At 49.6% G+C, this 25,504-nt stretch carries 16 protein-coding genes; 14 read left to right on the top strand and 2 right to left on the bottom strand.

Translation table 11 applies throughout. The features are described from left to right. Positions 1–80 precede the first annotated feature (80 nt). From AC1DF0_RS02400 to AC1DF0_RS02335, 14 genes are all read left to right on the top strand, one after another. Positions 81–1,769, top strand: a complete 1,689-nt coding sequence (locus AC1DF0_RS02400; protein ID WP_477572950.1) for an extracellular solute-binding protein — start codon at positions 81–83, stop codon at positions 1,767–1,769. Between the two features lie 85 nt (positions 1,770–1,854). After that, positions 1,855–2,760 carry an ABC transporter permease gene (locus AC1DF0_RS02395; protein WP_477573127.1) on the top strand — a complete coding sequence of 302 codons (906 nt, stop codon included), beginning with the start codon at positions 1,855–1,857 and terminating at the stop codon, positions 2,758–2,760. Between the two features lie 14 nt (positions 2,761–2,774). Continuing rightward, on the top strand, positions 2,775–3,659 hold the full coding sequence (locus tag AC1DF0_RS02390) for a carbohydrate ABC transporter permease (RefSeq protein WP_442052502.1): 885 nt from the start codon (positions 2,775–2,777) through the stop codon (positions 3,657–3,659). Positions 3,660–3,696: 37 nt separating this feature from the next. After that, positions 3,697–6,810 carry a glycosyl hydrolase gene (locus AC1DF0_RS02385; protein ID WP_477572949.1) on the top strand — a complete coding sequence of 1,038 codons (3,114 nt, stop codon included), beginning with the start codon at positions 3,697–3,699 and terminating at the stop codon, positions 6,808–6,810. Between the two features lie 16 nt (positions 6,811–6,826). Next, positions 6,827–9,490 (top strand): family 78 glycoside hydrolase catalytic domain, encoded by a 2,664-nt coding sequence (locus AC1DF0_RS02380; protein ID WP_477572948.1) that lies wholly within the window; start codon positions 6,827–6,829, stop codon positions 9,488–9,490. A 540-nt stretch (positions 9,491–10,030) separates the two neighbouring features. Further along, positions 10,031–10,924 (top strand): ABC transporter permease, encoded by an 894-nt coding sequence (locus AC1DF0_RS02375; RefSeq protein ID WP_442052499.1) that lies wholly within the window; start codon positions 10,031–10,033, stop codon positions 10,922–10,924. A gap of 3 nt (positions 10,925–10,927) precedes the next feature. Next, entirely contained in the window at positions 10,928–11,824 is an 897-nt protein-coding gene (locus tag AC1DF0_RS02370) for a carbohydrate ABC transporter permease (protein WP_442052498.1), read from the top strand. A gap of 75 nt (positions 11,825–11,899) precedes the next feature. Further along, on the top strand, positions 11,900–13,603 hold the full coding sequence (locus AC1DF0_RS02365) for a type 2 periplasmic-binding domain-containing protein (RefSeq protein ID WP_477572947.1): 1,704 nt from the start codon (positions 11,900–11,902) through the stop codon (positions 13,601–13,603). Between the two features lie 98 nt (positions 13,604–13,701). Beyond that, positions 13,702–15,489: a cache domain-containing sensor histidine kinase gene (locus AC1DF0_RS02360; protein ID WP_477572946.1), complete on the top strand. Its 1,788-nt coding sequence runs from the start codon at positions 13,702–13,704 to the stop codon at positions 15,487–15,489. Next, positions 15,489–17,087, top strand: coding sequence for a response regulator transcription factor (locus AC1DF0_RS02355; RefSeq protein WP_477572945.1), 1,599 nt, complete (start codon positions 15,489–15,491; stop codon positions 17,085–17,087). Before AC1DF0_RS02360 ends, AC1DF0_RS02355 begins: the two co-directional genes overlap by 1 nt. Before the next feature lie 29 nt (positions 17,088–17,116). Beyond that, positions 17,117–19,936 carry a glycoside hydrolase family 2 protein gene (locus AC1DF0_RS02350; protein WP_477572944.1) on the top strand — a complete coding sequence of 940 codons (2,820 nt, stop codon included), beginning with the start codon at positions 17,117–17,119 and terminating at the stop codon, positions 19,934–19,936. 668 nt (positions 19,937–20,604) lie between these two features. Then, on the top strand, positions 20,605–21,600 hold the full coding sequence (locus tag AC1DF0_RS02345) for a Gfo/Idh/MocA family protein (RefSeq protein ID WP_442052493.1): 996 nt from the start codon (positions 20,605–20,607) through the stop codon (positions 21,598–21,600). Between the two features lie 75 nt (positions 21,601–21,675). Further along, positions 21,676–21,927, top strand: a complete 252-nt coding sequence (locus AC1DF0_RS02340) for a hypothetical protein (RefSeq protein ID WP_442052492.1) — start codon at positions 21,676–21,678, stop codon at positions 21,925–21,927. A gap of 121 nt (positions 21,928–22,048) precedes the next feature. Next, the gene (locus AC1DF0_RS02335; protein WP_442052491.1) at positions 22,049–22,768 is read left to right on the top strand and encodes a YebC/PmpR family DNA-binding transcriptional regulator; all 720 of its coding nucleotides are present in this window, start codon (positions 22,049–22,051) and stop codon (positions 22,766–22,768) included. 64 nt (positions 22,769–22,832) lie between these two features. Here the strand turns inward: AC1DF0_RS02335 and AC1DF0_RS02330 are convergent, their stop codons facing one another. After that, positions 22,833–24,395: a sensor domain-containing diguanylate cyclase gene (locus AC1DF0_RS02330; RefSeq protein ID WP_477572943.1), complete on the bottom strand. Its 1,563-nt coding sequence runs from the start codon at positions 24,393–24,395 to the stop codon at positions 22,833–22,835. A gap of 130 nt (positions 24,396–24,525) precedes the next feature. Next, positions 24,526–25,080: a GNAT family N-acetyltransferase gene (locus tag AC1DF0_RS02325; protein WP_477572942.1), complete on the bottom strand. Its 555-nt coding sequence runs from the start codon at positions 25,078–25,080 to the stop codon at positions 24,526–24,528. Positions 25,081–25,504 lie beyond the last annotated feature (424 nt).

Here is a 25,504-nt window from a genome sequence, read left to right as displayed (position 1 = left end):
CGGAATTGTGAAATCGTTTTCTTCCCCTTCGGACGATAAGCTTATTATGTAAGTAATTAAGAATGACAGGGGGAGCAAGCATGACAAATAACAAAAAGAAAGTAATGACCTCGGCGGCGGCAACGCTTCTGAGCATATCGCTTCTGGCCGGGTGCAGCTCTAATGGCGGCAACAATGCACCTAACAACGAAGGTGGCAATAATGGCGCGAATGCAGCGATCGAAGCGCCGATTGATCCGATGGCCAAGTTCGATCCGCCTATTGAATTGACAGTTGGCGTTGCAATCGGAGATCCCATCGCCGATGAGTTTACCGAAGAAAAATGGGAAAACAGCGAATGGATTAAAGCCTATAAAGAAGAGCTTGGCATTATCATTAAGCCTCTATGGTATACGAAGGGCGGAGACGCTGCGAAGCAGAAGATGAGCGTAGCCATTGCTTCGGGCGATATTCCCGATCTGATCGGCGTCAGTCAAGAGCAGCTGGCATCCTTGTCCAAAACGAATCTATATGCGGATTTAACGGACGTATACGAGAAATTTTCGACACCATTGACGAAGCAGATTATTACGGAGGAAGGCAATACGGCGCTCGAATCGGCAACCTTCGGAGGCAAGCTGATTGCGATTCCAGGAACGAACTCCGCGATCGACGGGGCGTCCTTCCTGTGGGCTAGGCAGGATTGGCTCGATAAGCTGAGTCTTCCGGTTCCGAAGACGACGGACGAGCTGTACACTGCAATGAAAGCTATTGTAGAGCAGGATCCTGACGGCAACGGCAAGAAGGATACGGTCGGCCTCATGCTGAACAAGGATTTCCTAGCTCCCGGCGTCGCCGAAGCGCTCGGCCTATTCAATGCATTCGATGCTTACCCGAAAGCGTGGGTTCGCGGCGCGGATGGCAAGCTCGTATACGGCAGTGCGCAACCGGAAGTAAAGGACGCCCTTGCGTATTTAAACAAATTATACAAAGAAGGCTTGATCGAGAAGGACTTCGGAGCCAAGGATTCGGGCAAAGCAGCGGAGTTGGCTGCATCTGGACTTGTTGGCTTCAACTTCGGCGCGATGTGGAACGGCATGTACCCGATGCAGCAAACGAAGGACAATTTCCCGGATTCGAACTGGCTGGCTTATCCGATCGTGTCCAAGGATGATAAACCCGCTAATCCTCAGATCAAGCTGAACGTGGAAAGCTACTTTGTGATGCGCAGTGGCTATGAGCATCCTGAAGCGATTATGAAGCTAATCAATTTCTGGACGGAGCTGAACTACGGCGATACAACGCAAGAGGAGTTCGATAAGTTCTTGGGACCGGCGCCTGCTCCAGGGCACCACTATGCGGTCGCAAAGGCTTGGAAGGCACAGAAAAACTTGCAAGCCCACCTGAAGGTGACGGAGGCATTCAAGACTGGCGATGCGTCTAAGCTGAATGCCGAGGAGAAAGGCTATTACGATAACATTCAAAAATACAAAGACGGCGACAACGCCAATGCGCAATTCGAGAAGGTATTCGGTGAAACAGGTTCCTTCAGGTACATGAACGAGTATGTGAACAATAACCTGTTCAAGATGGACGAGTTTTACGGCGCTTCAACGGACGCTATGAAAAATCGCTTGAAGACGATCGAGCAAGCCGTTATCGAATACTACACGAAAGTTATTATGGGCTCTGACTCCATCGATAACTTCGATAAATTCGTCAGCCAGCTGAACAAGCTCGGACTTGAAGACGTAACGAAGGAAGTTAATGATTGGGACGCTGCTAAGTAATCGTTAATGAATTGAAAAAAAGAAGAGAAGGAGGGACCTCAGTCGTCCCTCCTTCTATACGGATGGAGCGTGCATGTCGATGGAGATGAAAGGGACCCGCAAACGTCGGTTTTCTACTGGAGCTTATCATATGATGCTGCTGCCGGCGGTCATCCTAGTGCTTATTTACAGCTATGGGCCGATCGTTGGCATCGTCATCGCTTTTCAAGATTTTATTCCTTCAAACGGTTGGTTCGGCTCGGAGTGGATCGGCTTTGACAACTTTAAGTACGTATTCGGCATGCCGGATACGCTGCAGGTGATTGGCAATACGCTATTAATCTCATTTATGAAAATGGTCGTCGGAATCGTGTTCCCTCTAGGTCTGGCCATATTGCTTAACGAAGTGAAAAGCGCAATGTTTAAAAGAACCGTTCAAACAGTCGTCTACATGCCTTATTTTATTTCGTGGATTATTTTATCCGGCATTCTAATCGATATCTTGTCGCCTTCGGGAGGCATCATCAACAATCTATTGCAATTTCTAGGTTTCGAACCGATTTACTTCCTCGGAAGCGGCCCTTGGTTCCGCTTTGTCATCGTCGCTTCGCATATCTGGAAGGAGCTCGGCTTCGATACGATCGTATATTTGGCCGCTATACTTAGCATCGATAAATCGTTGTATGAAGCTGCCGCGCTAGACGGTGCGGGGCATATGAAGCAAATGTGGCATATCACGCTTCCAGGCATGAGACCTATAATTGTGCTGCTCAGCGTTCTAAGTCTTGGAAATATTTTGAATGCGGGCTTCGACCAAGTATTCAATTTATATAGTCCTCAAGTCTACTCCAGCGCGGATATTCTGGATACGTACGTATTCCGGATCGGCATGGAGCAAATGCAATACGGCGTAGCGACCGCTGTCGGCTTGTTCAAGTCGTTCGTATCCTTCGTCTTTATTTGCACATCCTACTTGCTCGCTTACAGGCTCGCCAACTACAGGATTTTCTAAGGAGGTATCATCTTATGATCGAACGGCGCACGCCTTCCCGGCTGCTATTTCTATATGCCAACTATATTTTTCTTGCCCTATTCTCGTTAACCTGCTTGTTCCCGATTATTCATATGGCGGCGATGTCGCTAAGCAGCAATGCGGCCGTTACGGCAGGGTGGGTCACCGTATGGCCTGTCGGATTTAATCTGGACTCCTACAAATATATTTTCAGCAACCATATTTTTATGAACACGGTAGGCGTATCTTTTCAAAGGCTAATTCTTGGGGTCCTTCTAAGCTTGTCGCTGACTGTTCTTGCCGCTTATCCGCTGTCTAAGTCGAATCTGAAGTTTCGTTCGAGATCCGTATATTCATGGTTTTTCGTCGTGACGATGATCTTCAACGGAGGACTTATTCCGACCTTTATGGTGGTCAAGGAAACAGGATTAATGGATTCAATCTGGGCGCTTGTGATTCCGTCTGCGGTTAATGTCTTTAACATCGTGCTCATGCTTAATTTCTTCCGCACGCAGCCGGCCGAGCTGGAGGAATCGGCGCAAATGGACGGAGCAGGCACATGGAGAACGCTATGGAGCATCTATTTGCCGATATCCAAGCCGTCTTTGGCTACGATTGCGCTGTTCACGATTATTTTTCACTGGAATTCTTGGTTTGATGGCATGATCTATATGAACTCGCCATCCCATTATCCGCTGCAGACTTATTTGCGTACCGTTATCGTGGCCAGGGACTTAACGAATATGAATGCAAACGATCTGTCGCTGATTGCCAATATTTCGAACCGAACCGTTTTGGCGGCTCAGTTGTTCGTATCGATGCTGCCGGTCCTATGCATTTATCCGTTTTTGCAAAAATACTTCGTTAAAGGTCTTGTATTGGGAAGCGTGAAGGGGTAAGTCGTTTATTACGATATAGAAATCAGAGAGGTGTCCAATGGATCGAAATCGAAACCAATTAAAACAATCATTCATGGATCCGGGAATCCCGTTCCGCCCTGTTCCGTTCTGGGCTTGGAATGACGATTTGAAGCAGGAGGAATTGGATCGTCAGATCGACGGCTTCAAGGAGCAAGGCATGGGTGGATTTATGATGCATGTGCGCGAGGGCTTGGAAACTCCCTATTTGGGCGATGAATTCATGGAGCGCATCAAGGGAAGCGTGGCCAAGGCCAAGGAATCCGGCATGAAAGCATGGTTGTACGACGAAGATCGGTATTCCTCCGGCATGGGCGGCGGATTGGTTGCGAGGGCGGGCGGCGATGCGGTACGCGCCAAAGCACTGACGCTCAGTTTGAGCCAATCCATCGAGTCTGGCGATGAGTCGATCGTTGCCGCTTATAAGGCGGTCATCGAGGGAGATCAAATAACAGAGTTGACTCGGCTTATGCCGGGTAAAGGCGGAAAGAGGCTAGATGGAGGTACCGACACTTACCTTGTGTTTCGGGTTCGAATTGCCGCTAAGAACGATTGGTGTCACGGCGATACCTATACGGATTTAATGAATCCGGAGACGGTTAGGCTGTTTATCGAGAAAAATTATGAACCGTACCGGAAAGCGGTAGGGGAGGAATTCGGCAAAACCGTACCTGGCATATTCACCGACGAACCGACGGTGAAAGGGTTTTCCGAACGGCTGGATGAGCCGGAGCTGACATGGATCGCTTGGAGCGAGGTGCTGGCAAGCGAGTTTCAACGGAGAAGGGGTTATCCGATCTGGGAGCTGCTTCCTTTCTTTTTCTTTGGAGGGGAGGCTTCTGCTCAAATTCGGCATGACTACTGGTTAACGGTGGCAGAGACTTTCAGCGAATCGTATACGAAACAAATCGGCGATTGGTGCAGAGAGCAAGGCATACAGCTCACCGGTCATTTTCATTCCGAAGGCAGCCTTGTCGGACAGGTCCAGCATAGCGGATCCTTGATGCTGCATTATCGGTATATGGATATACCGGGCGTCGATACGCTGTGCGAGCAGACGGCCGAGCATTTGACGATAAAGCAAGTTTCCAGCATTGCAAACCAGCTTGGGAAGAAGCGGGTCATTACTGAGACATATGGCGTGACGGGCTGGGATTTGACCTTCGAGAACAGGAGATGGATCGGCGACTGGCAATATGCGCTAGGAGTCAATCTATTGACGCATCATCTTTCCTGGTATTCGCTCAGAGGATGCCGCAAGCGCGATTACCCGCCATCCTTCAACTACCATACGAATTGGTGGAATCATGACCGAAAGATGGAGGATTATTACGCAAGGCTTAGCGCGGTGCTGAGCGAAGGCAAGCTTACCCGTAACGTACTCGTCATTCATCCCTCCACTTCAGTATGGACGAAGCTAGGACAAAGCGTCCATTCGGCTGCATGGAAAAACAACGCAGGCAGCGAGACGCTGCTGGCGGATTACGACAAGTCGTTCAACGCATTCGTTAACCGTCTAGTCGAGCTGCATGTCGATTACGATCTGGGAGACGAACTGATCCTGAAGGATTTCGCGAGGGCTGATGAAGAACGGCTTATCGTTGGCGAGGCCAGCTATGAATTCGTTATTCTTCCGTCTCTTAACAATCTGATGTCCTCCACGGTTGAGGTGCTGCTCGCTTATATGGACGGAGGCGGCAAAGTATCTGCGTACGGGGCTATGCCATCATTAGTGGATGGCCGATCGGAGAATCTTCATCGCTTGGAGGAGCTGCTTGGGCATAAAGGGTTTATCCGATTACAGGATGCTGAAGAGCTGGAACCGTTACTGAACGGGGCTGCGTCAAGGGCAGTAAGCATTAAGGATGAGGCTGGCGTAGAAGCGAAGCCGTTTCTCCATATGCATCGGCAGATGGACGGCTGCTCAATTGCATTTATCGTAAATAATGATCGGGAGCATGCACATCAAGTTGAGATTCAGCTCTCAGGCGGGCAATGCTTGGAGGAATGGGATGCTTGGACGGGGAAAGTAATAACACGTTCCGTTCGCTTGGAAGAAGGCGGAGTTACGTTCAAAGAAAATTTTGAACCGGCGCAGTCCAAGCTTTACGTTATAGGGAATGCTCCGTTTGAGCGAATGGAGCAAATGGCTGTTCCTCAAAGCGAGATTGCTTGCTCAGGCCATGAACAGCTAACGGAGCTGAAGCCTGTTTCCTGTAAGCGGTCCGCGCCTAACGCGCTTATTCTCGATCAATGCCAATTTCGAATGGGGGAAGAGCAGTGGTCGGAACCCATGGAGGTATGGAGAGCCCAGCGGATCATTCGCGAGCGGCTTGGCATGCGCCAAGTTTTGCATTCCGGCAATCTGCAGCGGTATTTCTGGATTCATGAGGAACATCCCGGTAACGAGACACCATTCGAGCTGCGATTTACGTTTACTGCAGCCCAAGTACCTTCAACCGATACGTACTTTGTATTCGAGGATGCGAACCGCTTCGATTATGAGCTTAATGGTAAGCGTGTTGAGGCAGAACCAGAAGGCTACTATTTGGATATGAGCATGAAGAAGGTGAAGCTGCCGACTTTGCGGGAGGGTGTGAACACGCTTGATGTTCTTATCGCTTATTGCAACGACATGGAGCTGGAGAACGGTTATATTATAGGAGACTTTGCAATTGATTCGTATCGCAGAATTGTGGACGAACCTAGCAATCTGAGTTACGGAGACTGGCGTAGTCAAGGTTATCCTTACTATTGCGGCAGTATGAATTATTGTTTCGAGATTGAGAAGGAAACGAACGAAGGCAACGGATACAGTCTGGTGTTTGGCCGTTATGAAGCTGTGCTGATGGACGTGAAAGTGAATGGGGCGGCGTGCAAGATGATTCCGTGGCGAAGCGAAGCCTATGTGGATTTGGATCCGTTTTTAGTGAAACATGGAGAAAATCGAATCGTTATCGAGGTCGTAGGCAGCCCGCGCAATTTGTTTGGTCCGCTCCATCAATTGGATACTAATCCTAAATGGATGGATTGGTGGTCATTCCACCCCGAGGACAACGATTATACGACCGAATACAGAGGTACTCCATACGGGTTAATAGATCCGGTTAGATTGCTGCGTTCCAGCAAATAGAACGAGGTGATACGAAATGATGAGACCGGTACATTTAAAGATCAATAACTATTACTCTCCCTTGGGGATTGATACGGTTAGCCCTCTATTTGGCTGGCAATTGGAAAGCGAGCAGCAGAATCAGAGTCAGACTCACTATCGAATCATACTCGCTAAACGAGAAGAGTCGGTCATTAGTTGTGAGCAACTGCTTTGGGACAGCGGCAAGGTAAGCTCTTCGGAGCAATTTGGCATTGTCTATCAAGGGCAACCGCTTCAAAGCGTTACTGCCTACTATTGGAGAGTCGCAGTATGGAATCAGCATGGCGTATTGGCATGGAGCGAAGTGCAAACGCTGTTTACTGGCTATCTGAAAGCTGAAACCTGGAAGGCCGAGTGGATCGGTAGCGGCGGATCCAAACCCTTTTACGCCAGAACGGAATTTGCCTCGGAGGGACGAGTTAAGTGCGCCTATGCGCTCGTGTCGGGACTTGGCCACTTCAAGCTGTACATGAACGGCGAGAAAGTCGGGCCTAATGAGATGGATCCAGGCTGGACTAATTATACAAAGTCCGTACAATATGTTTGCTTTGATGTGACGGACAGGATTCGCGAAGGCAGTAACGTAATCGGGTTTTCGGTCGGCAACGGATTTTATGCGGGAGATGCGGGAGATCGGCATTTCTATACGATAGGAAAAGGGTACGAGCCCTACGGCGCCGAGCTGCTTGCTATTGGAGAATGGCATATTGAATATGAGGACGGCTCCGTTCTATATGTAAGGACGGAGGGCGAGAACTGGAAAGTTCGCGAGAGCGCGACGACGCTAGCGAACGTGTACGGCTCCGAAAATTTTGACGCGAGGCTATATCCGAATGGATGGTACGGATTTGATTTCGACGATTCGGGTTGGGAGACTGCCAAGGTGTTGGCTTCTCCTGCCGGTAATCTCGTGAGCCAGAACCAGCCGCCGATTACGGTGAGAACGGTCTACGATACGATCGGAATCGAAGAGCCGCTCGAGCAAGTGTATATTTACGACTTGGGCCAAAATATGTCTGGCATGTTCGAAATTTATGTCAGCGGCCCTGCCGGCTCTAAAGTCACTATAAAGCCTGGTGAACTACGGAACGAGGACGGTACGGTAGCTACCCCGTGGGACATTGTTACCTATTCCGAGTACACGCTAGCCGGTACAGGGGAGATCGAAGCATGGAAGCCCGACTTCTCCTGTTACGGTGCGAGATGGGTGCAGATCGAAGGCTGCACCCGTGATGGTTCAGACAAGTTTAAGCCGATCATTCATGATGTCAAGGGACATTTCGTAACATCGGCATCAGAGGATGTGGGTCGACTGGAGACAGATGATCCTCGCATAACGAAGCTTGCCCAGATTATTATCAAAGCGATCGAGAGCAATCTGCAAAGCGTGCATTCCGATTGCCCTACGATCGAGAAGCTGGGTTGGATTGAAACGGCAAGTCTGATGGGCCCATCGATTATGTACGTGAAGAGCGTCGAAGAGCTCTGGCTGAAAATTACGCGAGATATGATGGAAGCCCAGACGGAGGAAGGCTTAATTCCTGATATAGCACCGGAATATTCGAGATTTAGCGATGGTTTCCGTGATTCGATAGCATGGGGAAGCGCGATTATTCTCGTTCCCGAGCTACTCTTGCGGACCTATGGTAACCGAACCGCTATGGAAGAAGCATATCCTGCCATGAAAGCCTATTTGAAATACTTGAAGTCGAAGGAAGTGGACGGAGGACTTATTAACCATGGACTCGGAGACTGGGGCATTGCGCCGCAGACCGGAGGAGACTACGTCGAGAACGTAGAGACTGCTTTCTATTATGAGAGCTACAGGTTAACGTCCAAGTTCGCGTCCTTGCTCGGGCTAGTCAGCGATGTGGAGCATTACGCGGCGGAAGCCGAACGGGTGAAGCGATGCTATAATGCGAAACTATTGCGCCGGATCGCGAGCGAAGGTGAAGGGCATTATGCCTATTGTAAGCTGAACGGAGAATTCGATCCGTTGAATCAGGTCGTTCAGGCCATTCCGCTTTACTTTGGACTCGTGGATGAAGAGCATCGTTCCGATATTGAATCGGCTCTATTGCATGCGGCGTCAGGGCGGCAGCTGCGATCGGGAGAGATAGGGCTTCGTTATTTGTTCGGCGCGCTTGCTGGCATGAAACGAAACGATATTGTATTCGATATGATGATGCAGCCCGAGCATCCGAGCTATATTCGGTTCGTCGAACGAGGCGAAACGGCGCTGCCTGAATTTTGGACGGATGATTCCCGTTCCCGAAACCACGATATGATGGGACATATTTTGGAGTGGCTGTATAAGGAACTGCTAGGTATATCGTCAATACGGGATGCTTACAAGGAAATCCTCATTGCATCAGGTTGTTCGGGCTTAATCCAACGTGTAACAGGCAGCCATCGCTCTGTTAGAGGCGAGATTCATGTCGATTTCATGTCCGAGGCGAGTGGCTTGCGGTTAGCAGTCAGCTTGCCTCCGAATACAAGCGGAACGATTAAACTTCCTATTGCGTCGGAAGAAACGGTAATCATGGAGAGGGACACTTTGATCAACTTTGAAATTGTTCAAGAGCATGGGCGTCTATTTGCAATTAGTCGCGTAGGTTCAGGAAGTTACCAATTTGAAGTGCGAAAAAAAGCAGTTTAACCAAAGAACCGTAGATTTCATGCCTATTGTAGAATGGCTGCGAATGCGATTATACTCGAGCGTTCAATATATCCATTAATCGCAGCCCAAGCTTGTTTCCGAGTCCGAAGTTTGATTTGGTAAACAAGCTCCCGTTTCAGGGAGTAGAGGTCCATAAGGCTGGCCCAATACACCCAATCCTCTTGTTCTAGTTGCTCAATCGTCTTTTCCGTCGAAACTCTTCGCTATAACGCTTGCGTTTCTCTTCCATTGCATTCACCTCAACCTATTATTATCAATAGCATTGCAGGTCTCCATTAAGGCGTGTCTACTAATTAGTCTAGTCGCATGCGGACGGATATGCGTCACAGAGGCTGATTAGCCTGTATGTTTTCCACTCAAAAGAACTTTTGGCGCAGTAAAGACTGTTTTGATTGTACGAAATCCGTCTAAATAGTCGTCAAACGTCCAATCATTACGATGAAAATCCAATCACCGTTATATGGTTCAACTCCCCGTAAGCACTTACAATTAAGAGCAGAAGGGGGGAACTTAGACATCATGTTAGCAAGATTATACAAATACCGGTGGCAATATGTAATGATATTTCCTGCCGTGTTGCTTCTGTTTCTGTTCAATTATGTACCGATGGCGGGGATTCAAATCGCATTCCGCGATTTTCAGATCGGCTCCTCCATTTGGGAGAGCGCATGGGTAGGCTTGGACAATTTCGCATTTCTGCAAGAACCGCAGTTTTGGGTCGTTGTCAAAAATACGCTGTTCATCTCGGTGTTGAAATTCATATTCGGGTTTCCGGCTCCGATCATCCTTGCCTTAATGATCAATGAATTAATGCATAACGGCTTCAAGAGGTTCGTTCAGTCCGTTAGCTATTTGCCCCATTTCTTCTCATGGATTGTCGTTGCTTATATTCTGCAGTCGTTTCTGACGCTGGACGGGGGATTAGCTAACGATCTGATTGCGAGGATGGGCGGAGAACCTATCTTCTTCCTCGGATCGGAGCAATGGTTCCGACCTATGATTATCTCCAGTGGATTGTGGAAAGAGGTAGGCTGGAATACGATCCTGTATCTTGCGGCTATATCGGCAATCGATCCGCAGCTGTACGAAGCGGCTAAGGTCGAAGGAGCAGGGAAGTGGTCGCAAATCAAGCATGTCACCATTCCGGGCATTATGCCAACCGTATCGATCGTCCTTATCTTGAGCATTCCGAGCTTGATCGCCGTTGGCATGGATCAGATTTATCCGCTCATGAACCCGGCGAATATGCAGGTGGCGGATGTGCTGGATACGTATGTGCTGCGAACCGGCCTTCAGCAAGGGTATTTCGGGATGGCTACCGCAATTGGCCTGCTATCGTCCGTTATTAGCCTTATCCTAGTCGTACTCACGAATCAGCTATCCAGAAAATTGAACGGTGAGGGGTTATGGTAAGTAATGAAACGTACAACGGGTGAAAAAATATCGCAAGGCATCGTTATCGCTCTCATGCTCCTGTTATGCTTATCCGTGCTTTATCCGTTCGCTTATATGCTGGCGATATCGCTGAATGAGGGGACGGATGCGGCGAAGGGCGGAGTTTACTTATGGCCGAGAGCGTTTACGCTGATCAACTATGAAATCGTGCTTGGAAATGAAGTGATCCAGCATGCTTATCTCATTACGATTGCTCGTACAGTTGCAGGCACAATCGCCGGGCTTCTCGTTACGCTCATGGTCGCATTCGGTTTATCGTATCACCAGGTTCCGTTCCGGAAATCGATTCTGAGCTACATTTTGCTCACGATGCTGTTCAGCGGCGGTCTTGTTCCGCTCTACATTCAATTGTATAACCTAGGGCTGATCAACAACTTCATGGTCTACATCATCCCGGGCATGTTCTCGGCTTGGAATATGTTCGTCATGCTGAAATTCATTCAAGGCATTCCCGAGGCGCTCATCGAATCGGCGGAGTTGGACGGCGCAGGGCCGTTCCGTATCTTGTTCCAAATCATTGTGCCGCTGTCGAAGCCGATGCTCGCGGCAATCGGATTGTTCACCGCCGTCGGGCATTGGAATGATTGGTTCGCCGGCGCGTTCTTCGTGACCGAACAAGATCTGATTCCGGTACAGACGTTCTTGCAGCAGCTGCTGCAGGCCCAGGATATGTCGGCCATCTTAGGATCGAACTCGAATCAAGAAGCTTTAGCCAGAGGTTCGCAAATGCAGAACGTGACGCTCATGTCGGTGAAGATGGCTACCGTAATGGTAAGCGCGATTCCGATTCTGTGCGTATATCCGTTCCTTCAGAAATATTTCGTGAAGGGCGTATTGATCGGCTCCGTCAAAGGGTAACAGCAAGCTGCTAATGGGTATAATGACTAACCATATACCAGTAATATCGATATTGAAAAGGGGAGAAAAACGAACATGTTGAAGGGCAAATGGGTACAGAAAAACAGCCTTCTTGCGATTGCGGCGGTTTTATTGGTTTCGGTTATTGCGGGCTGCTCCGGTTCGAATAATGCGAACAAGGAACTAAGCGGCGCAAACACGGAACAAAGCGGCGGCGGAAGCGCGACGGGTCCGCAAAAGTTCAATCTTTGGCTGGGCTGGTCGACGACGATCAACAATGACAGCCTCGTGCAAAAATACTGGAAGGAAGAAGAGCCGGGCGTAGAAGTGGAGCTTGAGGCGACGCAGGGGGACGCGGTAACCGCGCTTAACCTGAAGCTGAACACGGGCGGCTTCAAAGACGCAGCCATATTCGGCCGCAGCGATATCGTCAAAGCGGCGATGATTCGCTCGAATAAAGTGCTTTCGGTCGAGCAATATTTCGATATGCCTGACAAATATCCGAACCTCGCGGCGATTCCGAAAGTATATTTGGATCAAATGAAGGATGCCGAAGGCCATATCTGGTCGATTCCGACCTGGTTCGATCAGAATCCCGACAATCCTTGGCCGGGCTGGGCTTCGCAATCATGGACCGTTCGCACGGATGTGCTGGAGAAAGCGGGAATGACCGTAGCTGATTTGGCTACTATTGAAGGAGTAGAAGCGTTCCTGGCCAAAGCGTCCGAGCAAAAGGACGAGTCGGGCAAGTCTCTTCTGCCGCTTAGCTTCCTGATGGATCCTAACGATACGGCCGGATGGAACGACGAGAATGCGGTACTGAGCACATTCGGCGTCACGACGAGCGGCGGCATTATTCCGGTAGAGAAGAAAGGCGACCAATTCGTCCTTATGTATGACGATCCGCAGTATAAAGCGGCTTATCAGTGGATGAACAAAATGTACCGTTCCAATCTGATCGATCCGGAAGTCGTAACCGACAAGAAGGAACGTTATAAAGAGAAAAACAAAGCCGGACGCGTAGCGATGAATGTGGGTACCTTCTTTAACATAGACCCTGATATATGGGAGACGCTAGATGGGCCGACGGAGCCGGGCTGGTTCTATCAAGTCGTTCCATTCCCGAAAGTAGCCGGCGTCGAGAAGCTTGGTGCGAATACGGTCATCAATCCGTATCCAGGCTATGATGTCTACATTAGCAAAGACAGCAAAAACATTGATGCGATTCTTAAGTTCCTTGAGTATTCGCTGCAGCCGAAGGCCGAGCAGCAAAACGTTATTAATGAAGGGCCGGTAGGCAAGTTCTGGGACTGGGTCGACCAACCGCTTGGTCTGTGGGAATATATCGATGCTGAATATGAGAAGGCGCGCAATTCCGGCGAGCCTGCTCAGAAGGCAAAAGTCACACCTGAGCTGTATATGCTTTCTTCCTACAATAACGACTGGTATCCATGGTGGAACTATGGTTCAAGCGACAAGGCCGGCAGCAAAAAAACGGCAGAGTTCACAGCGGCGGTAGGACAGATGGGCGCCGTTCGCAGCATTCAAACGCATGACCTTGTTAAGGCGAAGGAAGGCGGACTGATCGAGAAGTATTTGCCTGAGCTCGAAAATATCCGCAAGGAATACAGAGCCAAATTCATTATGGCGACCAGCGACGAGCAATTCGAGTCGACTTGGAACGCTTTCCGCGATGCCCTCGAGAAACGCGGCCACTGGTCGGAAGTGAAGCAGGAATGGCAGGAGCAATATGACATCTTAGCTAAAGAGCAAGGCTAGTTATAGTCACGGAAGGAGCAGTTCCCTCGGGAGCTTGCTCCCTTTTCCATTGTTGCGATCGCTATTTTGCCATTAAACTATGGAGAGGGGGAATTCCAATGACATTGCGCCGCAGCCTGGAAAGAATCGTTATCCGAATCACGAGCAAGATGAATCTTCGCGGAAAAATATTTTTTCTCTACGGAGCTATTATATTCGTCCCTACAATATTGCTGGGGATTGTCGCGGGTTATTTAGCACTGCAAAGCTTTAGAGATAATTATATGGTTACCATTAAAGAGGCGATGCGCCAAACGGTTCAAAATATCGAGGTTCGCAAGCAAAGCTACGACGTGCTTGCCACGCGTACGGGAACGGACGGGGAGCTTGTAGCGCGCTTAAGCCGCGATTATTCGAATATGTTCGAGCAGCTCAATACGGTTGAGTACGTCGATCGCTCCTTCGTCTTTACGAGTCAATATTTGCCGGGAATCGATGACTTCCGAATCTATCATACGAACACGATGTTAGTCCAGGACGGACGTCTGCTGTGGAAACCGGAGGGGCGCATTTTGCGGCCGGGCTTTACCGAAACCGATTGGTTCGCGAGCGCTAGCGGGGATCCAAACGTTTTAACCTGGAGCAACGTCAACAAAGACAAACTCGTCATTTCGCATAAAATTATGAGTCCGTCCGGCAATTTGCTCGGTCTCATCTATATGCTGCTAGATTACAAAACGGTATTCGGCAAGCTGTTCGACCGGCCGTTCAGCGGTTCGGGTGAGCTGTCGATTATCGACGACAACAGCACGATCATCGTCTCCTCCGATCCCCGGAAGATTGGCTTAAAGCTTCAAGCGACATCGCTGAATGATCACTGGGAGGAAGCGAGCCTCTCCGAGGGCTTGATGGTCGACGGCAATTTGCTTATGGTCAGACCAATCGATTCGAACTGGCAGGTGGCCGCGCTGATTCAGATGGATGAGCTTGAGAGCCAATCGAAGACGATCCTATACGGCATTATTGCCGCTATACTCATTTTTTTGTTATGCTCCACCTTCTTAATAATGACCGTATTGAAAAATGTCGTTTGGCGCATCCGCAAGCTTGGTACCCGCATGTATGATGTCAGCCAAGGCCAATTCGACGTCAGCATTCGGAATACGGAGAAGGACGAGCTTGGCGAGCTTGAGGTATTATTCAACTCGATGTCCGGACGTCTAGGCGGGCTGGTAGAAGACATTACGCAAGCGAAGCTCAAGGAGCGGGAGCAATCATTCAAGGCGTTGCAGGCCCAGATCAATCCGCATTTTATATACAATTCGTTAAGCCTGCTGAGATGGCGGGCGATGGATTTGCAGGACGATACGCAGCTGCGCACGATCGACGCACTGACTGCCTTTTACCGGCTGGCGCTGGACAATAAAATCAATGTGACGCAAATAAAAGGCGAGCTTGACCATGTGAGAGCTTATTTGGAAATCCAAGAGATGCGTTATCCGGGCAGGGTAACGATCGAATGGAATATCGATCAGGAGCTGCTCGACCTGTATACGATCAAGCTGTTGTTGCAGCCTATCGTGGAGAACTGTTATTTGCACGGCAACGTTACGGGGAAGAAAGGCGCCATCATCCGCATCTCGGCACTGCTAGAGCAGGATAACGTCCGATTCGAGGTGTTCGACAACGGCAGAGGCATCCCGGGCGATATGCTGGAACAAATCCGGTTAGGGAAGCAGGCGGGGAACGGCAACGGCTTCGGCACGGCCAACATTCGAGAGCGGCTACAGCTTTATTTTGAGAATAAGCATGAATTTACGATAGACAGCAAAGAGAACGAGTGGACGGCGGTAACGATTATTATACCTGCATGCGCCAATAGGCCGCAGATCAGGAAGGTGATGTGATGTTGTTAAAAGCGTTGATTGTCGATGACGAGCCTACCCATATTCAAGGACTGGTTCGTTATATTAAGTGGAATGAGCTTGGCTTCGATATTCCCTTTACCGCAGAGTCCGGTCACGAAGCGCTCGAAATAATGCGGAATGCTCCTGTGGATGTGCTCATATCGGATGTTTCCATGCCTGTTATGACGGGGATCGAGCTTGTCGCGAAGGCCAAAGCCATCCATCCGCAGCTTCAAGTGCTAATGATCAGCGGGTATAACGAATTCGAATTCGTGCAGGAAGCGATGAACGTCGGGGCGCAAGCCTATGTTCTTAAACCGATTAAGGTGGAAGAGGTCGAGAGCAAGCTAGGCGGGTTTCGGAAGACGTTGACGAAGCTGCTGCAAATCGAGGAACAGGCGCAGGAGCTGCAAGAGAAAGTATCCGGCAGCCTGGACATCGTCAGAGAACGGTTCGTGGCGGATGTAATCGTGGAGGCAGGCATCGATCTTGACATGCTGCATTCATGGGGGCGGTTGCTGGAGCTTCCCGCAAGCCAGCAAGAAATCGGGTTAATCGTCTTCGGTTATGATCAGTTCCACTCTTCGGGACAGGACGCGAGAGAGCGGGTCGTGATCGGCACCGGATTTTTGAAAGCGGTTCATGTCGGGCTTTCCGATTACCAGCATGTATATGTTGCGAAGACCGGCACGGATGAGATTGTCGCGATGCATATTAATTTGACTCCCATCGAACGGGCATCGATAGAGAAACAGCTTCTGTTCATCCAAAACGTCATGCAGGAGCAATACGGCTCAACGGTCACGATCGGCACGAGCAGAGTGTGCACGACATGGGAAGAGGTGCCGTCGCTTTACAAGGAAGTGAAATTCATGATGGCGAGATCCCGCTTGATGGAAGGCGGACAAATTTTGCATTATGACCGTTTGGACGAATCCGATTTTCAACAATTCAGGCTGCGTGAAGAGATGATCCCCGAAATTATCGGGCTTACGGAAACGGCCGCGGATGCGAGCAAGGTGGTCGACTACGTGAACAATGTGTTCGATATGCTGCTTTCTCAGCCTTCGATGATGTTTACGTATATGCAGGCATTCGGCATGGCGCTTCTCAGCGAGCTTGCCCGCAAGCAGAAGTGGAACAAAGAGCTGGGCGGGGAAATGAATTTGGAGATGTGGCAGAAGCTGATCGATTGCAGGAGCGAGGTGCAGATCCGAGAAGTCGTGCTTGATTACGTGCAGCGCTATATGGTGATCGAAACGAAGGGCGAAGCGAACCAAAGACATAACCTGATCGGCAAGGTGACGGAGTATTTGGAGGCGCATTTCCAAGATCATATTACGGTGAAGCAGCTCGCCGAGCTCCATCATTTGAATGCGAGCTACTTAAGCGTTCTGTTCAAAAAAGAGATGGGCAAGACGATATCCGACTTTCTGCAGGAAACACGCATGAACAAAGCGAAGGAGTTGCTTCGCGATCCAAACATTAAGATCTACGAGGTATCGGAGCAGGTCGGATTTCAGACGTCGGCGTATTTCGCTTATTTGTTCAAGAAGACAACGGGCTATACGCCGCAGGAATATAGGGATTACCATTGAGATAGACTAGGGCTGGAGGCAGGATTCATATGATCATAGAATCATTGGCAGGTACGTGGAGATTTTGCTTAGATGACTCGAAACAGGGCATTGAGCGTCAATATTTTAATGAGAAGCTGCAGGATGACATTCAGTTGCCGGGGACGACCTCGGAGAATAAGAAAGGCGAATACAACAACGCCAAGGAAATTGCTCATCTTACGGAAGTGTATCCTTTAATCGGGTATGCCTGGTATCAACGCGATATCGTAATTAAGGATGAATGGGCGGGCAAGCCGATTCGTCTGTATATGGAGCGAACGAGAGTCTCTCAGGTATGGATCGGGGAGCAATGCCATGGTACGCAGAACAGCGTAAGTGCGCCGCATATCTATGAATTTAGTGCTATGAAGCCCGGAACGTATACATTAACGGTGCTTGTCGACAATAGCGGCTTGCCGATTAAGGGCGGGCATATGACGTCGCCTGATACGCAGACGAACTGGAACGGGCTGCTGGGCAGGCTCGAGATTCAGGCGATGGAACAGATTCGTCTGGACAATATCCAAGCGTTCCCGGATGTAGCGAATAGGTCCGTTCGACTGAAGTTTGATGTGCATAACGATACTGGCTTTGCGGCAGATGCCCATATTTCGATTGCGCTGTCGGACATGATAGGCGAACGAGCAAGCTGCGATAGACCAAAGGAAAAGACAACTTTGCTTCAAGCGGTTCCTGGAAAGCAGACGATGGAAGTAAGTTATGACCTTGGAAAAGAGATAGCGTTATGGAATGAATTCAATCCAGTCCTATATCGTTTGAACATCGTTCTTGAGGCTGCTGTAATAGGGGAATCTTACCGTGATGAGCAAAGTGTAACCTTCGGTATGCGTCAATTCGCAACGGAAGGAACACAGTTTACGAATAACGGCAGCAAAGTCTTTTTGCGCGGCAAGCATGATGCGCTTGCTTTCCCATTGACGGGTTACGCGCCGATGACCGTCGAAGAGTGGGTGCGGGTGCTGTCTATCGCCAAATCCTACGGTATCAATCATTATCGATTCCATACATGCTGCCCGCCGGAAGCGGGTTTTATGGCTGCCGATATGCTCGGCGTCTACTTCGAGCCGGAGCTCCCGTATTGGGGGGCGTTTCAAGAACCGGGGGACGAGGATTACGACGAAGCGAGAGCGGAATATTTGCGGAGTGAAGGCTTGCGTATTCTAGATGCTTACGGCAACCATCCTTCCTTTGCCTTATTCACGCTTGGCAACGAACTGCATGGAAGCCGCCCGGCGATGTCGGCGCTCCTGAAGGAATATCGGGAGCATGACAACAGACGCTTGTACGCCGAGGGAGCGAACAACTATTTCTGGGCGCCATCGTTTTCGGAGGAATCGGATTTCTGGGTGACGATGCGAACGGGGGTTGGCGGCTCGATCGTACGGGCTTCATTCTCTCACGCGGATCTGCCGCTTGGCCATGTGCAAGCAAGCTACCCTTCAACGGTCGTGGACTATAGAGACAATTTGCCGGACGCTCCGATTCCAATCGTCGGTCATGAGATCGGTCAATTTCAATCGTTTCCGAATTTTGACGAGATCGACAAATATACAGGCGTCTTAGAGGCGCGCAATTTTGAAGTATTCCGCGAACGGCTGCAGCATGCCGGCATGTTAAGTCAAGCCGATGATTTCTTTAAGGCATCGGGGCAGCTTGCGGTTATATGCTATCGCGAAGAAATCGAAGCCGCTTTACGCACGCCGGGCTTCGGAGGATTTCAGCTGCTCGATCTGCAAGACTTTCCCGGCCAAGGAACGGCATTAGTCGGCGTACTCGATGCGTTCATGGAATCCAAAGGGTTCATCGAGCCGGAGCGTTGGCGCGAGTTCTGCTCGGACATCGTATTGCTTGCGAGATTCCCGCGATATACTTATACCGTAGGCGAACATTTCGAAGCGCAACTGGAAATGGCGAATTACGGCGGCATCGCGCTTGAGGACGTTCAGCTGGTGTGGTCGCTTAAGCAAGGCGAGCGGTTCATCGGAAATGGAGTGACTGCGGCGAAGGATGTCGGCCAAGGCGTTTTGGAGTTTATGGGAACGATTCGAATAGATCTGTCTCACGCGGAGATAGAGGCGCCGGGCAAGTTGGAGCTGGAGCTGAGATGGAAGGGCAGCGAGGTCACGAATCATTATCCGATTTGGGTCTATCCTGCGGACGTTGATACGAATCCGGCCGATTCCGTTCATATCCGGAGGTCGCTTGACGAAGCGACATGTGATTTGCTTGCGGGCGGCGGAAGGGTGCTGCTTATACCTGATCAGGAGCAGCTCACCTCGCACATTCAAGGATTTTTTGCATCGGACTTCTGGTGTTATCCGATGTTTCGCTCCATTTGCGAAGGGAATAATGCGGCGCCTGCACCGGGAACGCTCGGCCTGTTATGCGACGAGGAGCATCCTGCGTTCAAGGCGTTTCCGACCGAGTTCCATAGCAATTGGCAATGGTGGCCGATTGTCATGAACTCGCATTCGCTCATCTTAGACGAATGGCCGGATACATTCCGTCCAGTCGTACAGGTCATCGACAATTTCGAGCGCAATCATAAGCTGGGCCTAATTGTCGAAGCTAGGGTTGGCAAAGGAAGCTTGCTCGTATGCGCAAGCGATCTGATCGGGCAGCAAGATAAGCCGGAAGCGCGCCAACTGCTGCATAGCTTGCTGGAATATGCGGCTTCCGCGGACTTCAAGCCGTCCGAGGAGTTAAGCTTCGAGCAGCTGCGCGCGGTCTTGGACCCGAATGCGGCGGTTGAAAGGCAGTCGCATCGCGGAGAAGCTGTCCTTAATCCTTCTTACCCGAACGAATAACAATAGCCGCCCTGTCTTCTAGGCACAGGGCGGCTTATAGGTCATTGGACTTCATCCAACGAAAGGGAGCGATTGGCTCCGAATCTTCGGTTTGATTGGAATTTGTACAGGCTAAAGTGGGTGTTCGAGCGGAAAGTAGACATATCGGCGGATTAGGATGTGCGTTTTGCCTATATTTCATACAGTCTAATCGGCTCTTTCACCGATAAAGTGACACTTGATTGGAAAACATACAGTCAAATCCGGCATTCTTGCCCTCAGCGGCCCGCCAACGCCTATTTGACTGTATCAAATCCAATCAAACTCTGAAATCAGCTCGTTCCTTGCCTTTTGATTGGATGAAATCCAATTAAAAGGCAAGTACAACTCTGATAGAGCCAAATGAGTGACAACATGGTGACGAGATCTTTTAAAGGATCGTAGTTATGTATAAGATTTCGGTATAACAAGTAAATCGACAGTCTCCGTTTTCCGCTCAAAAGTCTAGTTGTCGCGCAGAGGAGTATTTTGAATGGACAAAATCTACTCTCGCGACCGACACAACCGATAGTGCAAACCCAGCCGTCGCAGGTCTGGGGAGGGAACGTTGAAGCACGAGCTTTCGATTATGAAGAAATAACTTTATAATAAGGTTAGCTATTATTATTCATTAAGGGGTGGACGAGAACGTGACAGTAAAGACGATTAATTGGGGTATCGCAGGTCCTGGCGGGATTGCTTCAAAATTCGCTACTGACTTGGCTCATGCTGAAGGCGCCAAGCTAGTAGCCGTTGGGGGAAGAAACCTAGTGAAGGCAGAAAGCTTCGCTAGTAAATTCAATATTCCTCGCGCCTACGGCAGCTTGGAAGAGCTTGCCGCTGACGAGGAAGTAGATATTGTTTATATCGGGACGCTGCATCCTGCACATAAAGAGAACGCGCTTATGCTGCTGCGTGCAGGCAAAGCGGTTTTATGCGAGAAGCCGTTCACGATGAATGCGGCGGAAGCGGAGGAAATGATTCAATTGGCGCGCCAAAGCGGCGTGTTCTTGATGGAAGCGATGTGGACCCGTTACTTGCCGCCGATTCGCAAGGTAAGAGAGTGGCTGGCAGAGGGTCACATTGGCGAAGTGCGCATGGTTAAGGCCGACTTCGGCTTCAATATCGGTTGGGCGCCGGAAAGCCGCCTGCTTGATCCGAAGCTTGGCGGCGGAGCGCTTCTGGATGCAGGCATCTACCCGATATCCTTCGCTTCAATGGTATTTGGCGAGCAGCCTACGAACATTATGAGCAGCGCTCGGATTGGACAGACTGGCGTGGACGAGCAGTTCTCCCTCTTGTTCGAATACGAGGGCGGCAGGACAGCAGCGCTGAACGGCGCGGTTCAGCTTGGTATGGTGAGCGACGCTTATATTTACGGTACGAAAGGTTACATTCATGCGCCGAACTTCTTGTTCGGAAAGTCGGCTACGCTGCATGTATCCGGCTCGGAACCGGTTCGGTTCGAGGACGGCCGCGAACAGAGCGGCTATAACTTCGAGGCCGAGGAAGCGATGAATTGCTTGCGCGAAGGCAAGCTGGAGAGCGCAACGATGCCGCTGGACGAGACGCTTGCGATTATGCAGACATTGGATACGATCCGTTCGCAATGGGGCTTGCGCTACCCGGCGGACGAGCAAGTCTAATAGGCACAGCTGAATTTATAATCGAGTCGCCGGGTACGTGACCGGTGGCTCGATTTTTTTGGGAGGGCAAGACAGATGGCATTGGAAGCAGAGAAAGCGGCGGTTGTCGCGGTAACGGGCGTGCCGGCCGAGATGCTGGAGCAGTCCGAAGGTTATGATGGAAGCATTGTGTTCGTATCCGGTCTAACGGGCAAAAGATACTCCGTAGCATCGGTAAGCGAGGTTGCGGCTTGGACGGACGAAGAGAAGCAGGATATGCAAATGTTCGGCGAGCATGAAGGATTATGTGTCTATGAGCTTAAGGCGTGGTGGGGCAGTTTACTCTAATAATCGACAATCCCTCTGCGGCGGGGTTGCATTCCCCTGCGGATAACCTATAAAATATTAGTAATCACGTACAAGCATCATTCACGTACTTAATTTATGAGCGAAAGAGAGCGGGAACAGTATGGGACGTAAGTGGAATAATATTAAAGAGAAAAAAGCTTCGAAGGACGGGCAAACAAGCCGTATCTACGCTAGGTTCGGACGCGAGATCTATGTAGCGGCGAAATCCGGCGAGCCGGATCCGGAATCGAACCGCGCGCTGAAGGTTGTGCTTGAGCGTGCAAAGACGTACAACGTGCCGAAAGCGATCATTGACCGTGCGGTTGAGAAAGCAAAAGGCGGTGCGGAAGAGAATTACGACGAGCTTCGTTATGAAGGCTTCGGGCCTAACGGCGCGATGGTCATCGTCGATGCGCTTACGAATAACGTGAACCGTACCGCGTCCGAGGTGCGCGCTGCCTTTACGAAGAACGGCGGCAGTCTGGGCGTAAGCGGCTCCGTTGCCTATATGTTCGATGCAACAGCGGTTATCGGTCTTAGCGGCAAAAGCGCCGACGAAGTATTTGAGATTTTGGTGGAAGCGGAAGTAGACGTTCGCGACGTCATGGAGGAAGAAGACACGGTTATCGTCTATGCCGATCCCGAGCAATTCCATGCCGTACAGGAAGCGCTTAAGAACGCCGGCGTAACCGAATTCTCGATTGCCGAGCTGACGATGCTTGCTCAGAACGATCTGACGCTGCCTGCAGACGCGCAAGCGCAGTTCGAGAAAATGCTTGATGTCATCGAGAATCTCGAAGACGTGCAGCAAGTGTACCACAACGTCGAGCTGGAAGAGTAGAGCTTAGAAGCTAGAAGAAGAGACGGGGCTGCGGCCCCGTCTCTTCTTTGGTTATGTTAGCGTCTTAACCTACGTTTACTTTGTTTCTTCCCGATTGTTTGGAGCGGTATAATGCGTCATCTGCCGTCTGCATCATGACCTCCAGCTCGCCCTGACTGTCATCGATGGAAGCGACCCCAATCGATACGGTAATAGGTTTCCCAATTGGACTATCGGATTGTTCGATGGTTGTTCTAATATGCTCTGCAAGCAGATAGGATCCGTCTAGATTCATATTTGGCACAAGGATAACAAATTCTTCCCCGCCGTATCGGCAACAAACCACATCATCGTCATAGCTTGTCAGCTCTAACATTTTTTGAGCAAGAAACTTCAATACCTCATCGCCCATTGGGTGTCCATACGTATCGTTCACACATTTGAAGTGGTCAATATCGAGAATCATATAACAGAACGGCGTATTCGAATTAATCCAGCTCTGCAGCACCTTATCCATTGTTCGCCTGTTGTTTAACCCCGTCAACGTATCCTTTTGGGCTTCGGTCGAGAGCGTATGAATTTGTTCCTGCATCATGCTGATCGCTCTTGTCATTGCTTTTTGAAGCTGCTTGGCTTCATAGTACCAGCTCTGAGTTTTTGGAAACGGCATCGCTTGATTGCTTTCATTCAAATTTTCTGCGAAATGAGCGAGCTTATATAAAGGCCGGGAAATGTATCGGATCAAGACGAAGGCCAAAGCGATTAGCAATAAAATTAATGGAACGGAATACAGGCAAATGTTCCAAATCAAATTTCTAGCGGAAACCGTTACGGTAGAAGCAGGAGTTTGGGATACAATCCCCCAGCTGGCTTCCGGAACGGGAGCATATCCGGCGTTCATCTTTTCGCCAACCGTGTTCGTTACCACTTTTGTGCCGATATGGCCGCTTACGACTTGCTGAACAGCAGGGTTTTCCATCACGACATCGCCTATTCTCGTTTTGTCGGGGTGGTATAGCAGCTCGCCTTTGTTGGAAACGACATACACATAGGAGCCGCTGTCACTAGTGGTATGCGTGCCTAGTACGCTTTCTAATATATTTGATTCATGCAAATAGATGGAGCCAGCCAAAAAACCTTTGTAATCGCCTGACTGATCGAAGATTGGGACGGATACAAGAATAATGAAGCGTCCCGTAATGGCGATATAGGGCTCTGAAATTAACGGTTTCTTAAGCGCAAGCGCTTGTATCGCAGCATCGCTGGTCAACGTTTTGTTCACGACGCCGAGAGACTCCGGAGAGGTGAGCAGGACAAGACCTGCTTCGTTCACGACGAACAAGGAGTTGAACATATTATTGCTTCGTTTAATGAAGTTGAGCGTTAATTGAGCGTTCTTTAAATCTTGATGAGATATGTAATCGGCAGATTCGGTTAATGTTTTTTTGGCAGAGGTTAATAGATCGTTAGTCGTCTGGGCAAGCTTCTCCGCGTTGATTCGATTGAATTCGAGCGTGCTGGAGATGAGTGATTGTTTGTCACTGTTGTAACCGACAATAGCGCAGACGACAAGCGTGACGAGAACCGAGAAAACGATGAGTATATTAACTAAATTATTAAGGGTAAGTCCTCTGTGCTGTGTTCGCATAACGATGTACTCCTTGTCCCCAATTCACTGACATTACTGTATATATATTTATTACATTACAGTAATGATAGGTAAGCGTCAAAGACAAGTTGGGCTATAGGAAATAACATCATTGTCGTGTTTTGCGGGTTCAATGCCTCTTAAGCGTATAATGTAGGAATCTCTCACCGTCGATCTCGATCTGCCCGGCAGGTGTGAAGCCGCAGCGCAGAATGACCCCAATAGAGCCCGTATTATGCGTAAGGGCAAGCGCGTGAAGCTCCGTAACTTGGGCCTGAGTGAATAAATAATGAATTAGCCCTGATGCCGCTTGCGTCGCATAACCTTTGCCTCTATAATCTTTGGACACGGCGTACATAATCTCGCGATTCGGCTCTGGCAGCTCTTCCTTCGGACCCGTGCAGCACCAACCGATAAAAGCGCCGGTTTCCTTATGAATAATGCCTAAGCGAAGTCTTATATCGTGAATGGGACGTCCTTCCTCTACGGTCTTCAGAAATTGTTTGTTTTCCGGAATTTCATAGTTTGCTATCCAGTCGGCGCGCTGCTCCTTCGGCACGTTCCAGTCCGGCAGAAACGTATGAATCTCCGGTTGCATCGTCAGCGCATGCAGTTCATCCAAGTCTTCAAGCTGGTATTCCCGCAAGTAGATATCTTTGCAGTCGATCGTAAATATTGGATTCATAGGGGATGATTGTTCTCCGTTCTAAAAATTGATTTTGTTTGTCGGGGCTGGTGCTGGTATTACTCTTTACTTTAACATGTGGCTGTTATGGAGCTATCGGTATAAAATGGTTTTAAAAATTGATGTTTCATGTAATCAAGATCGCTTAGCGTGTCGCTAGTCGCGGGCTGCTGGCTAGATATTCGGGTTAAGAAGGCTATATTGGATTTCTGCAGTGTAGAGAACCTCTACCCCATATCGGCAAAAGTTAATGCAAATATCCAATATAGACACTACTAGTGAGGTCATTTCAATAGTAGTGTACCGAATTAAATAGTTGTGTTGACATTCCTTTCGCTGCGTGTATATAATGTGTGCAATATCAAACATTCGGATCATGCCTATGAAGAGATTCCAACTCGGAGGCGTTCTCGTCAAGAGTGTT

The organism is Paenibacillus sp. 05T425 (assembly GCF_056396205.1).
The sequence above is the reverse complement of the archived record's forward strand: the minus strand, read 5'-3'. Positions and strand labels throughout refer to the sequence as shown.

Excerpts from the sequence above, each read along its gene's own strand:
- AC1DF0_RS02400 (WP_477572950.1), top strand. The coding sequence starts at position 81 with ATGACAAATAACAAAAAGAAAGTAATGACCTCGGCGGCGGCAACGCTT.
- AC1DF0_RS02395 (WP_477573127.1), top strand. The coding sequence starts at position 1,855 with ATGAAAGGGACCCGCAAACGTCGGTTTTCTACTGGAGCTTATCATATG.
- AC1DF0_RS02390 (WP_442052502.1), top strand. The coding sequence starts at position 2,775 with ATGATCGAACGGCGCACGCCTTCCCGGCTGCTATTTCTATATGCCAAC.
- AC1DF0_RS02385 (WP_477572949.1), top strand. The coding sequence starts at position 3,697 with ATGGATCGAAATCGAAACCAATTAAAACAATCATTCATGGATCCGGGA.
- AC1DF0_RS02380 (WP_477572948.1), top strand. The coding sequence starts at position 6,827 with ATGATGAGACCGGTACATTTAAAGATCAATAACTATTACTCTCCCTTG.
- AC1DF0_RS02375 (WP_442052499.1), top strand. The coding sequence starts at position 10,031 with ATGTTAGCAAGATTATACAAATACCGGTGGCAATATGTAATGATATTT.
- AC1DF0_RS02370 (WP_442052498.1), top strand. The coding sequence starts at position 10,928 with ATGAAACGTACAACGGGTGAAAAAATATCGCAAGGCATCGTTATCGCT.
- AC1DF0_RS02365 (WP_477572947.1), top strand. The coding sequence starts at position 11,900 with ATGTTGAAGGGCAAATGGGTACAGAAAAACAGCCTTCTTGCGATTGCG.
- AC1DF0_RS02360 (WP_477572946.1), top strand. The coding sequence starts at position 13,702 with ATGACATTGCGCCGCAGCCTGGAAAGAATCGTTATCCGAATCACGAGC.
- AC1DF0_RS02355 (WP_477572945.1), top strand. The coding sequence starts at position 15,489 with ATGTTGTTAAAAGCGTTGATTGTCGATGACGAGCCTACCCATATTCAA.
- AC1DF0_RS02350 (WP_477572944.1), top strand. The coding sequence starts at position 17,117 with ATGATCATAGAATCATTGGCAGGTACGTGGAGATTTTGCTTAGATGAC.
- AC1DF0_RS02340 (WP_442052492.1), top strand. The coding sequence starts at position 21,676 with ATGGCATTGGAAGCAGAGAAAGCGGCGGTTGTCGCGGTAACGGGCGTG.
- AC1DF0_RS02335 (WP_442052491.1), top strand. The coding sequence starts at position 22,049 with ATGGGACGTAAGTGGAATAATATTAAAGAGAAAAAAGCTTCGAAGGAC.
- AC1DF0_RS02330 (WP_477572943.1), bottom strand. The coding sequence starts at position 24,395 with ATGCGAACACAGCACAGAGGACTTACCCTTAATAATTTAGTTAATATA.
- AC1DF0_RS02325 (WP_477572942.1), bottom strand. The coding sequence starts at position 25,080 with ATGAATCCAATATTTACGATCGACTGCAAAGATATCTACTTGCGGGAA.